Origin of the sequence: Saccharopolyspora terrae (genome assembly GCF_004348435.1) — a bacterium.
In the GTDB taxonomy this organism is placed as follows: domain Bacteria; phylum Actinomycetota; class Actinomycetes; order Mycobacteriales; family Pseudonocardiaceae; genus Saccharopolyspora; species Saccharopolyspora endophytica.
The window spans coordinates 65,905-79,286 of the sequence record NZ_SMKS01000015.1; the positions used below are offsets into that span (position 1 = coordinate 65,905).

13 protein-coding genes and 1 tRNA gene are annotated in these 13,382 nt (G+C 68.2%); 4 read left to right on the top strand and 10 right to left on the bottom strand.

Going from position 1 to position 13,382, the window contains the following annotated elements; translation table 11 throughout:
* The first annotated feature begins 121 nt into the window (after positions 1-121).
* Positions 122-1,060 carry an SGNH/GDSL hydrolase family protein gene (locus E1181_RS11900; protein ID WP_132674046.1) on the top strand — a complete coding sequence of 313 codons (939 nt, stop codon included), beginning with the start codon at positions 122-124 and terminating at the stop codon, positions 1,058-1,060.
* Positions 1,061-1,261: 201 nt separating this feature from the next.
* Positions 1,262-2,482 carry an acetyl-CoA C-acetyltransferase gene (locus tag E1181_RS11905; RefSeq protein ID WP_132674048.1) on the top strand — a complete coding sequence of 407 codons (1,221 nt, stop codon included), beginning with the start codon at positions 1,262-1,264 and terminating at the stop codon, positions 2,480-2,482.
* 244 nt (positions 2,483-2,726) lie between these two features.
* Here E1181_RS11905 and E1181_RS11910 read toward each other — a convergent pair whose 3' ends face one another.
* The 9 genes from E1181_RS11910 to E1181_RS11950 all read right to left on the bottom strand — a co-directional run bounded on the left by E1181_RS11910 (position 2,727) and on the right by E1181_RS11950 (position 11,463).
* The gene (locus tag E1181_RS11910) at positions 2,727-3,518 is read right to left on the bottom strand and encodes a Bax inhibitor-1/YccA family protein (RefSeq protein ID WP_132674050.1); all 792 of its coding nucleotides are present in this window, start codon (positions 3,516-3,518) and stop codon (positions 2,727-2,729) included.
* Between the two features lie 142 nt (positions 3,519-3,660).
* Positions 3,661-4,692: a membrane protein insertase YidC gene (gene yidC / locus E1181_RS11915; RefSeq protein ID WP_132674052.1), complete on the bottom strand. Its 1,032-nt coding sequence runs from the start codon at positions 4,690-4,692 to the stop codon at positions 3,661-3,663.
* A gap of 266 nt (positions 4,693-4,958) precedes the next feature.
* Entirely contained in the window at positions 4,959-5,774 is an 816-nt protein-coding gene (locus E1181_RS32090) for a hypothetical protein (RefSeq protein ID WP_235876697.1), read from the bottom strand.
* A 244-nt stretch (positions 5,775-6,018) separates the two neighbouring features.
* Positions 6,019-6,092 (bottom strand) — tRNA-Leu (locus tag E1181_RS11925).
* A 99-nt stretch (positions 6,093-6,191) separates the two neighbouring features.
* A complete protein-coding gene (locus tag E1181_RS11930) occupies positions 6,192-7,325 on the bottom strand; it encodes an ATP-grasp domain-containing protein (protein ID WP_132674053.1) in 1,134 nt (377 codons plus the stop codon).
* 311 nt (positions 7,326-7,636) lie between these two features.
* A complete protein-coding gene (locus tag E1181_RS11935; RefSeq protein WP_132674055.1) occupies positions 7,637-8,959 on the bottom strand; it encodes an NAD(P)/FAD-dependent oxidoreductase in 1,323 nt (440 codons plus the stop codon).
* 313 nt (positions 8,960-9,272) lie between these two features.
* Positions 9,273-9,842 carry a DinB family protein gene (locus E1181_RS11940; protein ID WP_132674057.1) on the bottom strand — a complete coding sequence of 190 codons (570 nt, stop codon included), beginning with the start codon at positions 9,840-9,842 and terminating at the stop codon, positions 9,273-9,275.
* Positions 9,839-10,612, bottom strand: a complete 774-nt coding sequence (locus tag E1181_RS11945; protein WP_132674059.1) for an SAM-dependent methyltransferase — start codon at positions 10,610-10,612, stop codon at positions 9,839-9,841. Before E1181_RS11945 ends, E1181_RS11940 begins: the two co-directional genes overlap by 4 nt.
* A 50-nt stretch (positions 10,613-10,662) precedes the next feature.
* The gene (locus E1181_RS11950) at positions 10,663-11,463 is read right to left on the bottom strand and encodes a helix-turn-helix domain-containing protein (RefSeq protein WP_132674061.1); all 801 of its coding nucleotides are present in this window, start codon (positions 11,461-11,463) and stop codon (positions 10,663-10,665) included.
* 65 nt (positions 11,464-11,528) lie between these two features.
* Here E1181_RS11950 and E1181_RS11955 point away from each other — a divergent pair, with 65 nt between their 5' ends.
* Entirely contained in the window at positions 11,529-11,969 is a 441-nt protein-coding gene (locus E1181_RS11955; RefSeq protein ID WP_132674063.1) for a DUF3224 domain-containing protein, read from the top strand.
* 557 nt (positions 11,970-12,526) lie between these two features.
* Here E1181_RS11955 and E1181_RS32095 read toward each other — a convergent pair.
* A complete protein-coding gene (locus tag E1181_RS32095; protein WP_235876704.1) occupies positions 12,527-12,745 on the bottom strand; it encodes a hypothetical protein in 219 nt (72 codons plus the stop codon).
* On the opposite strand from E1181_RS32095, the gene E1181_RS11965 reads away from it, so the two are divergent.
* Positions 12,692-13,222 carry a molybdopterin-dependent oxidoreductase gene (locus E1181_RS11965; RefSeq protein ID WP_235876702.1) on the top strand — a complete coding sequence of 177 codons (531 nt, stop codon included), beginning with the start codon at positions 12,692-12,694 and terminating at the stop codon, positions 13,220-13,222. The genes E1181_RS32095 and E1181_RS11965 overlap by 54 nt on opposite strands.
* The last annotated feature ends 160 nt before the right edge of the window (positions 13,223-13,382 follow it).

Sequence of the window (13,382 nt, forward strand, 5' to 3'; positions counted from 1 at the left end):
AAGTTTTTTCGGCTCGGTGGCGTCTATCCAGTAGCGGGGTGTAGGCGTTTCGCCGAGCGCATCCCTGGTGCGACGGGTCTACATTCCCAGTCCCCGGGGTGGTGTGGAGGGAGGGGCCGAGATGATCGCGACGAAGGCTTTGCGGCTCGCACTGCTGGCCGCAGGGACCGCGGGTGGCCTGTCCGGAGCGGCCTACGGCTTGCTCAACGGTCAGGCCGGGCACGCGCGAAGGGTCATCGGACCGCCGATCGCCGAGCCCCTGCGCGCCGACGGCGTGCACCTGCCCACCGGTGTCGGCCCGGTGCCGCGCAGCGAGGTCCCCGAGGGCGTCCGGCCGCTGGAGGTGGCGGTGCTCGGGGATTCCTCAGCGGCGGGGCTGGGAGCGAACTTCCCGAGCGAGCTGCCCGGTGTCCGGGTGGCGCAGGGCCTGGCCGAGGAGCTGGACGGGCCGGTCGCGCTGACCACGCACGCCATCGTCGGCGCGACGACGCGGGAGCTGTCCGCGCAGGTCGACGCGGCCCTGCGGCAGCCTCCGGAGGTGGTTCTGATCATCATCGGCGCCAACGACGTGACCTCGAAGCTGCCGGTCTCGCGGTGCGCGGAGCTGCTCGCCGAGCAGGTCCGGCGGCTGGTCGAGGCGGACGTGAAGGTCGTCGTGGGCACGTGCCCGGACCTCGGTTCGATCCGGCCGATCCCGCAGCCGCTGCGCTCGGTGGCCAGCCGCTGGAGCATCGCGCTGGCCCGCGCGCAGCGCCGCAGCGTGGAGACCGCCGGCGGCTACGCGGTCCCGCTCGCCGACCTGCTCTCACCGGAGTTCCTGACCCGGCCGGCGGAGTTCTTCAGCCCGGACCGGTTCCACCCGTCCGGCGCGGGCTACGAGGCTGCCGCGGAGATCCTGCTCCCGGTCATGTGCATGGCCATCGGCGCCTGGCAGGGCGGCCCGCTGCCGCCGGCCCCGACCCGATCGGAAACGGCCGAGGCCCGCCGCCCCACCAGCCGCATCGTCGCCCACCTCAACCGCCGCCTCCACCACCACAACCCGGGCCGCGGCCTGGACTGACCGGATTTCAGTGGAAATCGGGTTTCTGATTTCCACTGAAACCGGGGCCCGGACTTCCGCTGAAACCCGGCCAACTCCCGTACCGTCCGGTCGGTACGGGGGTTGTCGGTGAGTGGCGTCACCGCCAAGATGGTCTCAACGCCCTTAAAGTGACTCGTCAGTAACGAACTTTCGCGCCCCGGCGAACGAAGGAGTTCCCCCATGCCCGAAGCAGTCATCGTCTCCGCCGCGCGGTCCCCGATCGGGCGCGCCGGCAAGGGATCGCTCAAGGACATCCGTCCGGACGACCTGACCGCCCAGATCGTCAAGGCCGCCCTGGACAAGGTCCCCGAGCTCAACCCCGCCGACATCGACGACCTGATGCTGGGCTGCGGTCTGCCCGGCGGCGAGCAGGGCTTCAACATGGCCCGCGTGGTCGCCGTGGAGCTCGGCTACGACCAGCTGCCCGGCACCACCATCACCCGCTACTGCTCGTCGAGCTTGCAGACCACCCGGATGGCGCTGCACGCCATCAAGGCCGGCGAGGGCGACGTGTTCATCAGCGCCGGTGTCGAAGCGGTGTCGCGCTTCGCCAAGGGCTCCTCCGACTCGCTGCCGGACACCCACAACCCGCTGTTCGCCGACGCCGAGGCCCGCACCCAGCAGACCGCTGAGCAGGGCGCGGAGAGCTGGACCGACCCGCGCGAGCTCGACCTCGTGCCGGACGTCTACATCCCGATGGGGCAGACCGCGGAGAACCTCGCGCGCCTCAAAGGCGTCACCCGCGACGAGATGGACGACTTCGGCGTCCGCTCGCAGAACCTCGCCGAGAAGGCCATCGCCAACGGGTTCTGGTCGCGCGAGATCACCCCGGTCACCACCCCGGACGGCACCGTCGTCTCCGCCGACGACGGCCCGCGCGCGGGCGTGACCAAGGAGGGCGTGGCCGGTCTCAAGCCCGTGTTCCGCCCCGACGGCCGGATCACCGCCGCCAACTGCTGCCCGCTCAACGACGGCGCCGCAGCGCTGGTCATCATGAGCGACACCAAGGCCAAGGAGCTCGGGCTGACCCCGCTGGCTCGCGTGGTGTCGACCGGCGTGTCCGGCCTGTCGCCGGAGATCATGGGCCTGGGGCCGGTGGAGGCCTCCAAGCAGGCCCTCAAGCGCGCGGGCATGAGCATCGACGACATCGACCTCGTGGAGATCAACGAGGCGTTCGCCGCGCAGGTCATCCCGTCCTACAAGGACCTGGGCATCCCGCTGGAGAAGCTGAACGTCAACGGTGGCGCGATCGCCGTCGGCCACCCCTTCGGCATGACCGGTGCCCGCATCACCACGACGCTCATCAACTCCCTCCAGTTCCACGACAAGCAGTTCGGCCTGGAGACCATGTGCGTCGGCGGCGGCCAGGGCATGGCCATGGTCCTCGAACGCCTCAGCTGAGGGAGACGTGAAAATGGCCGCCACTCACGAGGAGTGGCGGCCATTTTCACGTCAGGCAAGCGGCGTCAGCCGCTTTCTCATTACCCACCTGAGCAACCTGCACCGCCGCGGGTTCTGAGCGCTTCCGTGGCGAGGACGCCGCGACGCCGTGTATTGGCATACATCAGGAGTGGCGCCCGGAGTCCACGGGAGCGCTCAGGTTCCGCTACCCGCACCGCTAATCAAGCTGCTCCAGCACACCGCTCTAGTCGCTGCTGGAGAAGTAGGACAGCAGGCGGAGGATCTCGAGGTACAGCCAGACCAGGGTGGTCATCAGGCCGAAGGCGATGTACCAGGCGAACTTGGCGTCGACACCGCTGCGGATCGCCTTGTCGGCGGCGTCGAAGTCAAGCAGGAAGCTGAACGCCGCGATGCCGATGCACAGCAGGCTGAAGCCGATGCCCAGCGGGCCCGCCTCGCGCAGGCCCAGACCGCCCGCCGTGAAGAAGCTGGCGACCAAGTTGACCAGCATCAGGACCGCCGCACCCGCGACCGCGCCGATGATCCACTTGGTCAGCTTCGGCGTCACCCGGATCGCGCCGGTCTTGTAGACGACCAGCATCGCGGCGAAGACACCGAGGGTGCCCACGATCGCCTGCATGATCATGCCCAGGTTGAACTGCGACGCGAACAGGTAGCTGATGCCACCGAGGAACACGCCCTCCAGCGCCGAGTAGGCCACGACCAGAGCGGGCCGGACCTTCTTGGTGAAGACGATGACCAGCGAGATCACCAGGGCGACCAGCGCCGCGGGCAGCGCCAGGATCACCGCGGGCGGGCCGGCCAGGAAGGTCAGCGTCGCGGTGATCACCGCCAGCACGAGGGTGATCGCGGTCTTGGTGACCACGTCGTCGATCGTCATCGGTCGCGCGGCCTGCGGGGGAGCAGCCGGCGCCTGGCCGTAGGACGACTGCTGTCCCTGGCCGTAGTTGAAGTTCGCGTAGCCACCGGCCATTTCCGGCAGCTTGCGGAACGCGGGGTTGCTCGTTGTGCGCAACTCATCCTCCTGGGCGTTCTTGCGCCGTCTCCAGATCCAACGACCGGCGGTCCCGATCGGTTCCCGGTTCGGTAAAACCGGACTTTACCGGAAGCGAAAGGCCGGCGGACACAAGATCCACCGGCCTTTGCTCACACGTTGCCTAACGCCGCTTCTTGGCTCTGGACGCCTGCTTGCCAGGGCGGTTCTTGGGCTGGCTCTTCTTCCCACCGGGTTTACCACCGGGTCGCTGCCCGGGTGCGGGCTTGGCCGGCTTGGCCTCGGTCGCGGTGGCCGTGGCGGCCTCGCCCTCCGCGGAGGTCTCCGCCTTGGCGTCGCGGACCGGCTTCTGCCCCGGCTTGGGACGAGGCGTGGCCTTCTTCGCCTCGATCTCCTTCTGCCGCTCGCGCTCCTGCTCGGCGTCGATCTTCTTGGTCAGGAAGTGCTGCTGCCCCAGCGTCCAGACGTTGTTGGCCAGCCAGTACAGCAGGACGGCGATCGGCAGGAACCAGCCGGAGACGATCGCACCGATCGGCGCGATGTACATCATGAACTTGGCCATCATCGCCGACTGCGGGTTGGCCATCGAGGCGTCCGTCTGCTTCTTCACCGACAGCCGCATGGTGAAGTAGGTGGCGACCGAGGCGATCAGCATCAGCGGGATGCCGACGATCATCATCGAGGTCCGGTCGGTGCCGAACAGCGCCAGGTCCGTCGCGGGCTGGGTGATCCAGTTCGACAGCTTCGCGCCGAAGATGTCGGCCTGGATGAACGAGTCGACGCCCGCCTTGTCGAAGATGAAGTTGCTCTGCGCGCCCGGGTGGAAGTTCCGCAGCACGTGGAACAGGCTCAGGAAGACGGGGATCTGCAGCAGCGCGGGTAGGCAGCCGCCGAGCGGGTTGACCCCGTGCTCGGACTGGAGCTTCTGCATCTCCTGCGCCATGCGCTGGCGGTCGTTCTTGTACTTGTCGCGCAGCTTCTGGATGTGCGGCGCGAACTTGGCCATCTTGCGGCCTGCGCGCATCTGGCTCAGCGCAGGCTTGATGAGGACCACGCGCAGCGTGAAGACCAGGAAGAACACGGCCAGGGCCCAGGCGAAGCCGTTGTCCGGGCCGAGCACGGTGCCGAAGACCTTGTGCCAGAACCACAAGATCGCCGACACCGGGTAGAGGATGAAGGAGAAGAAACTTTCCACTCAGCTACTCCTGGTCATGGGCCGCTGGGGGCGAGCGCCCGACGTCGTTTCCATCCGGCGCAACCCGGGCCGTACGTGCGCGGCTGAACCCCCTGAAACGCAGGTCCGGCCAGTTCAAGGGTGCCATGCCCGGACGCCGGACGGCTGTCGCCCCCTGGCAGCCCACCGCGACCGCGTCCGATCACGGAACGTTTTCCCTGGTCACGCGGACAGGTGACCTGAGCAATACCGGACCCGGCGCAGACCGGGTCCGGTTCAACTCAGCGTCACCGCCGCAGCGCTCGGGCGATGATCCGACCGGCGAACAGGTAGATCAGCGCGGCCAGTCCGTAGTTGAGCACCAGGCCGATCGTCGCGTCTCCAGGGGTGAACACGTCGCCGAGGCCGAGCACGAAGAACTTCGCGGTGCCGTAGGTGAAGGCGACGAAGTCGTTGTCCTGGTTCGCACCGGTCACCGAGAAGATGATGTGCAGCACGAACACCAGCGCGATCAGCGCGCTGAGCACCTGGACCGTGCGGCCGATGGCGTCCGCGCTCGGCCCGCGGAACCCGTCCCGGTCGCGCCGGTCGTAGTCGCGATCGCGATCGCGGTCCCGCTCGCGGCGGTCGTAGTCGTCGCGGTACCGGTCGCGCTCGGGCTCGCGGTAGTCGTACCTGTCGTCGTAGCGGTCGTCGCGGTAGCCGTAGGGGTCGGCGTACGGGTCGTCCCGGTAGCCGTCGACGCGCTGGTCGACGCGGGTCTCCGGGTACGGGTTGTTCGCCGGCGGCTGGTAGCCGGGCACCCCGCCCGGTGGCGGCTGCTGGGGCGGCATCGGCTGCTGGGGCGGCACGGGCTGCCCGCCCATCGGCGGCTGCGCCGGCGGACCGGGCTGGTACCCCGGGGGCACCTGCTGCGGAGCCGGTCCGGGCGGCATCTGCCCCGGCGGGACCTGCTGCGGCCTCGGCTGACCGCCCGGCGGTGGTCCCGGCGGGCCGGGAGGCGGTCCGGGCTGCTGAGGGCCGCCTTGCGGCGGTCCCGGCTGCTGCGGTCCCTGCTGCCCCGGTCCCGGCCGTCCGGCCCGGGGGTCTCGCTCGTAGGCCATGAGGGCGCATTGTCGCTGTTGACCCGGCCGGGACGAAACCCCCGCGGGGTAATCGCCACCCCACCGCGTCCTGATCGAGCGTCGAGCGCAGCCGGGTGTTCACCGAACCGAGACCGGAACGCCACCGCGTCCAGCACGAAAAGCCTTCACCAACAAGCCGAACCGCGAAGATCACCCGAACGAGGTGCCCGAAATGCGCGGATGGAGGAGGTACGAGGGGAGATGACCCGTTAGATTGGAAAAGTGCCCCCGGTCGGGTTCGAACCGACACTCTGACGATTTTAAGTCGTCTGCCTCTGCCAATTGGGCTACGGGGGCCAGCCTTGATACCGGCACGTGTGCCGGTTCGCCACTACGACGCGGCGAGACCGCCTAAGGTTCCCGCGCGCGGGCAGATTCCACACCCTCGTGATCTGATCACCAGCTGCCCCATTCACCCACCGCCGCCGACTCCGCCAGCTCGTCGAACCGCGAGCGGACCCAGTCGTGCACCGCCCCCGAAACGTCCTTGCTGTCGGCGCGCTGCTCGAACCAACGCCAGTCGCAGTTGACGTTGACCTCCAGGAACACCCACTCGCCACCCACCCGCAGCAGGTCGAAGCCCGCCACGTCCAGCTGCCAGCGCTCGCACAGGCGCAGCAGCCGTTCGGCCAGGTCGCCGGGCACGTCCACGGGCTCCACCACGACCGATTCGGGGTCGACCCACAGCTGAGCCGGGTCGAGCTTGTTCACCCGGAAGCCGATCGCGCGCTCCCCCACCACGAACACCCGCAGCTCCTCGTCGGCGTCGAGGTACTGCTGGACGAGCACGGGAGCCGGCTCGCGCGCGTCACCACCGGTGCGGCGGATGTCCAACTGCTGCGGGAAGAGCCCGCGCAGCGACCCCGGTTCGGGTTCGAGCATGTGGTGACCTGCGGTTTTGACGATGCACTGCGCGCCACCGGGGCGGCTGCGCCCGGGCATCGTGGTCACGGAGGTGCGCGGCACGCGCAGGCCGACCGACGCCGCGCCCTGAAGCTGCGTCAGCCGGTCGAGCACTCCACCGGACGGCCCCGTGTTCACCTGGTCCCAATCGTCCCTCGTGGTCAGCCAGTTGCCGACCGCGTGCCACTGCTCACGAACATAGGCCCCGTAGACCGTTGCGGGTTCAACGGGTACGGCGGTCATGTCGAAGTGTCGCCGCCAGATCAGTACCGGGCGCAAGAGCCAGCGGTGGAATTCGATCAGAGGAGTATCGGCGTGCACCGTCAGTGGGAGGTCCAGGCAACGGTCCGCGTCGATGCGCACCATGCGGACGTCGTGCTCGGCCAGCGCGAGGGAGAGCTCGTTCATCTCCATGTCGGTGGCGCGGGAGAGCACGAGCACGCAGGGCACCGGGTCGCCGGGCTCCTCCTCGACGAGGCCGGCCTGGTACATGCGTTCCTGGAAGTCCAGCGGAGTGCCGGGCGCGCGGACGAAGTAGTCCTGCCCTTGCAGCAGCACCGGCGTCGGGCGGAGCTCCGGCTCGGCCCGTTTCCCCTGGTCAGCGGGCCGGTCCTCGGCCGCGCTCATGATCAGTCGTCCTTCTTCCGGAACACCTTCGACGCTTCGGCGTACTCTGCTTCGAAATCCGCGATCGGCCCGTCCTGCGCTTCCCCACTGCGCAAGATCGCCGCCAGTTCTTTCAGCGTCAAGGGATTCACCCCTTCCCCCGTGTGACGCATCCTTTCAGGTGAAGACCCCGCGTGAGTCTTCGTTTTCCCGCTACTGATTGTCAAGGATAGCGTGGGCCTTGTCCACCGCTTGGAGGAGGATCTTGGAAACATGGAGGCCGCGCGTCATCGTCGACGCGCGGCCTGAGTGTCCTTCGGCTCGGTGTGGCGTCAGCTCGCGGCGGCCCGCTCGAAGGCAGCCCGCGGGTTCTCGATCTGACCCATGGACACGGCTTCCCGCTTGAACAGGAAGGCCAACGTCCAGTCGATGACGATCCGCATCTTCCGGTTGAACGTGGGCATCCGGCTCACGTGGTAGCTGCGGTGCATGAACCAGGCGACGAAGCCCTTGGCCTTGAAGCCGTAGACGTCCGCGACACCCTTGTACAGACCCAGACCGGCGACCGATCCGGCGTACGCGTGGCGGTACTCCTTGGTCTGCTTGCCGCGCAGGGTGGCCAGCACGTTCTTGGCGAGCTGGTCGGCCTGGCGGACCGCGTGCTGCGCGGACGGGGCGCAGGTCGCGGCCGGGTCCTCGTCGGCCTTCGACAGGTCCGGCACCGCGGCGACGTCACCGGCGGCCCAGACCCCGGGCAGACCCTCGACCTGCATGTGCGCCGAGGCCTTGACGCGGCCCCGCTCGTCCAGCGGCAGGTCGCTGTTCTTGACCACCGGGTTGGCCTTCACACCCGCGTTCCACACCAGCGTGTCGGTGTCGAACTCCGTGCCGTCGGACAGGACCGCGTGACCGCCCTCGACCGACTTCAGGAAGGTGTTCAGGTAGACCGTGATGCCGCGCTCTTCGAGGGCCTTGACGACGTAGACGCCCATCTTCTCGCTGACCTCGGGCATCACCCGGCCAGCGGCTTCGACGAGCACCCAGGACATGTCGTCCGGGCTCACGTTCTGGTAGTCACGGCTCGCGTAGCGGGCCATGTCCTCCAGCTCGGCCAGCGCCTCGACGCCCGCGAACCCGCCACCGACGAAGGTGAAGGTGAGCAGCCGCTTGCGCAGCTCCTCGTCGTCGGTGTTGGCCGCGGCGTCCATCTTGGCCAGCACGTGGTTGCGCAGGTACGTCGCTTCGCCCACGGTCTTGAGCCCGATGCCTTCCTCGGCGAGGCCGGGGATCGGCAGCAGCCGGGAAACCGAGCCCAGCGCCACGACGAGCACGTCGTAGGCGAGCGTCTCGGTTCCGCTCTGCGGGTTCTCGATCGTGACGAGCTTGTCGTCGTGCTTGATCTCGGTGACAGATGCGGTGATCACATGGCACCGCTTCAACACTCGTCGCAGTGGCGCTACCACGTGGCGGGGTTCAACCGAACCCGCGGCCGCTTCCGGTAGGAAGGGCTGGTAGGTCATGTGCGGCTGAGGATCGACGACCGTCACGGATGCCTCACGACGCCCCAGCTTCTTCTGCAGCTGAAGTGCCGTGTACATGCCGACGTAACCGCCGCCGAGGATGAGAATCCGCGTGGGATCGGATTTACCAGCCATGACTTTATGGTCGCACCACATACCGTGACCGCGCTGCAGCTACCCCCCTTAATGTGACGCCAGTCGCGAGTGGCATCGATCACGATCAACGCGCGGTAGGCGACCATACGCGCTGCGTACGCGCTCTGTAACGAACAAGCGCGGAGGGCGACATCGACCAGACGTCGCCTCTGGTGTCAGGGGGTCTGGTTGCGCTCACCCTACCGAATCTCCGGCGAGAGGCGCCAAGCCCGCACCATTTCTTGATCAAGTTGACCTCGACCTGCGTCGACGCGTCGAAAAGCGGCAACGCCCCGGAAATCCTGCGTGTCGATCAGGCTTCCCGGGCGATCCGCTCCAGCCGGTCGCGGTGATCGCTCCACTGCTGCTGGTCGTCGGTGGTCATGTTGTCGTTGCCCGGTCCGCGGCCGACCGACCCGTCGATGAGTTCCCGGACGATGTCGAGATGGCCCGCGTGCCTGCCGGTCTCCTGGATCATGTGCACGAGGATCCGGTGCAGCGTGACACCGCCGCTCGGCCACCAGGGCACCGTTCCCCGCGAGTCGAGGTCCAGCGCGTCGATCGTGGTGTCCGCGTGCGCGCAGGCGCGGCGGTACAGGTCGAGCACCCACGCGCTCGACTCGTCCGCGGCGGCCCACAGGTCGGCGTTGAACTCGGCGCCCGGCTCCATCCACGGCGTCGGGATCCCCGACGGGCGCCCGAAGACCTCCCCGAAGTAGCCGAGCTCCATCGTCGCCAGGTGCTTGACCACTCCCAGCACGTTGGTCCCGGTCGGTGTCATCGGCCGCCGCAGGTCGTACTCGGAAAGTCCCTCCACCTTCCACAGCACGGCCTCCCGGCCTTCTCGCACGTAGTGCTGCAGCGTCGCCTTCTCATCGATCATGGCGCCAAAACTCCCACATCCCACCGACGTTCACAGGAATTCCGCAGCAGGAGGGTGACGAAGCCGAGGACGCCCCGGTAGCCGCGCAACCACCCGTCGCGGTGACGTCGCGCCACCTCCACCACCTCGGCCGCGTCCGGTTCTCCGCGGTGGTCGAGGGCCCACTCGGTCAGCGAACCGGACCAGGACCACTCGTAGTCGTCCCACTCGCCCGGTTCGCTGACGTGACCGTGAACCGGGGTCCAGCCCGCGTCCTCGACGACGTCGACCAGGTCCGGGAGGCTCAGGAGGTCGGCCGGATCTGCCCCGAGTGCCCGAAGCGCCCTCTCATCGGGCGGGCGTTCCCAGAAGCCGTCGCCGATCAGCAGCGATCCGCCCGGAGCGAGGTGCTCGCTCGCCGCGCGCAACGTCTCGGTCAGCCCGCCGAAGGCGTGCACCGCCCCGACGCACATGACCAGCCCGAACCCGCCGTCCGACCGGTACTCCCGCACGTCGCCCCGCACGAACGAGACCCGGTCGGCGATGCCGCGACGGCGCGCCTCGTCCTCAGCCCGGCGCAGCGCGCCGTCGGAGAGGTCCACGCCCACGGCGCGGGCCGCCGGCTGCTCCTCGGCGGCCCGCAGCACCCACTCCCCCGCACCGCACCCGAGGTCGAGGACAGCGGACTCGTTCCGGGCCCGCTGCACCAGCTTCCGCACGTTGACGTCGCTGATCGGGGCGGCGACGGGGTGCTCGGCATGCGCCAGCGCGCTCAGCTCGTGGCGATCCATCCCGCGATCGTGGCCACTTCCGCGTCTGCCCGCACCCGAATTTCCAGCGCTCACCCCGCAGTGCCTGGGTCCCTCCGGTAGGTGGCCGGGGAGGTGCCGACGACCTGGGTGAAGGCGCGGGTCAGGTGGGCCTGGTCGCTGAAGCCGAGCTGCGCGGCGAGTTCGGACCAGTCGACCGGTTCGCCGGAGTGGGCTGCCGCGGTGGCGTCGAGGATGCGAGAGCGCTGGATGACCCACTTCGGGCCGATTCCGACGTGACTGGCGAAGAGCCGCTGGAGGCTGCGCAGGCTGAGCCCGGCGTGCTGGGCGAGCTGTTCGGCGCGCACGATGTCCGACCGCTGTTGGGCCTCGTTGACCAGATCGGTCGCTTCGCGGCCGGTGGGGTCGGGTTCGGGTTCGCAGGCCAGCAGGTAGGCGTCGAGGACCGGGACGATCTCGGCGGTTTCGCTGGTGGCCAGGATCCGCTCGGCCGCGGTGCGGTCGTCGTGGCCGAGGACGTCCTCGGCGGTCCGGACGGTGCCCGAGATCGCTCCCACGCTGCCCTTCAGCAGAGCCCGGAACCCGCCGGGGTGGAAGGCCGCGCCGAGCACGTGCCCGACTCCGGTCAGGGTCCGGAAGAACGGTTCGCGGGAGACCCCGTGGACGAAGAGCCTGCCGTCCTCCGCCGCGACGTGGACCCGCGGCTGCGGCACCACCTGCTGCCGGTGCTGGCCGGAGACGTTCCAGCGGACGAGCCAGTAGTAGTCGACGAACTCGGCCAGCGCGGGATCCGGTTCGAGGCGTTCCACCTCGAACGCCCGCTCCCCCGCCCTCGGACGCACGATCGCCTCGGGCCGCCCGGCTTTCGACATGGGCTCAGCGTAAGCCGTCGCGTTTGTTCAAGACCGGCGAAACGACGCGACCTAGCGTCGAGAGCATGACCTACCAGCACAAAGCCGCAGCCCGATTCAACGTCACCGCGTGGTCGGAACACCTCGTCGTCGACATCGACGGCGAAGGAAGGAAGGCCGGCGACGCCTACTACCCGAACCGGGGCATCACCCGCGCCGAGGTCCAGTACACCTACACCGGGGAGATCGAGGGCACGAGCACCCTGACGTACCTGATCGCCTACAAGGCAGACGCGGCACCGATCCTCTGCTTCGAGCGCTTCGAAGGCTCCATCGCAGGCCACGAAGGCACCTGCGTCTTCCAGCACACCGGCAGCCAGGACAAGACCTCGGTCTCCGCGCACCTCCAGGTCGTCCCGGGCATGGGCACCGGCGGCCTCGAAACCCTCCGAGGCGAAGCCGACGTCTCCATCGCAGGCCACTCCGACAACGGCTACGAACTGACCCTCACGTACTCCCTGGGCTGAGGTCGACGAGCCGTTTCACCGGACGCGCGGGACCCTCCGGCCCGTGACCGTCGCCGATCCCACTTCTCCCTCAGCCGCAGGCGGATTTGGTCCGAACTGTCCAGGCACAACGGACGTGATCACGTGCCGGCTCGGACCAAAACCGCCCACTCCCGCACCCGACATGGCCCAACCCCTTGACCTTCCCGAACACCCTGTTAACCCCGAGGATTCATGCCAGCCAAGCAACGGTTTGGCGTACGGACCCGCGAGCATTCGGCCATACGTGCGGGTTGATCACACTCTTCGCGAGGGCCGCGAGATCCAGCCATCTCCAACCCGCGGTTCCGCGCCCACATGCTGCTCGTTCGCCGTAGTAGACGTTGAAGGCATCCACGTACACACCAATGCGCAGCTCCCGCTTCGACGAGACGGTGAGTAACTGATCGATCACCCTTCGCGCGCTACCGCTCTAGCCTGGTCTCGGACTCAGCACCTCGCCCCGCCAGGTGCTTCGCTCGTTGGAAGACCTCTCGGAGCATCTCGGGCGTGAGCTTGCCTGTGAAGGTGTTCTGCTGTCAGAACACCTTCCCCGGCGAGTGTGGGATTCTCGTCGAGTGGTTGAGGGTCGAAAGCTGCCGCCAGGCCAGCACGCAGCGGAGCTGGAGCGCTTCGGATTGCCTCAGTTCGCGCGCCGAGATGTCGCAACGCCTGCTCACCCGGTTTTGACCGTCAGTGGCGTAGTGCGACACCCGACCCAGCTCGATCTTGAAGATCTGTTGGACGGCCTGCCGCATCACGAGCAGCGTAGTGATCTTCACTGCGTGACCACTTGGAGCGCGCTCGGCCTGGTCTGGTCGGGTGTGCGCCTCTCGGATGTGGCACAGCGGATCAGCGAGGTGGTGTGCCCCCACCCGCGCGCAAGGTGGCTGATGGCAACAGGGCTCGACGGTTTCCGATCGTGCTTGAAACTTGACGATGCGCTCGCTGACGACGTGATGATCGCAACTTGTCTGGATGGTGTGGCGCTGTCCCAAGCGCACGGTTCGCCTCTGCGGCTGGTCGCCCCTGCGCAGTACGGGTACAAGAGTGTGAAGCATCTGATCGCCCTGGAGTACCGGCTTTCTTACGCAGCCGGCTCGGCCGGGTTCAAAGAGCACCCGCGAGGCCGCGTCGGTCGCGAAGAGCGCAGTCGGCTGTTTCCAGGTCCGGTATGGCGCCGAATGTGGGCTGGGGCGTTGCCGACAGTACGGCGACGCTACCGGGCAGTCTGACGTCGAGCATGCTGCGGCGCTGAGCGAGGACGGCTTCCGTGAATCCGTTCACGTCAGCCATCAAACCATCCCCGCCAGCTCCTTCGCTCGACGCAGCACACTCCGCAACATCGCGGGCGTCAGCAGCTTCGTCTGAACATTCCGCTGGCAGAAGTGAACG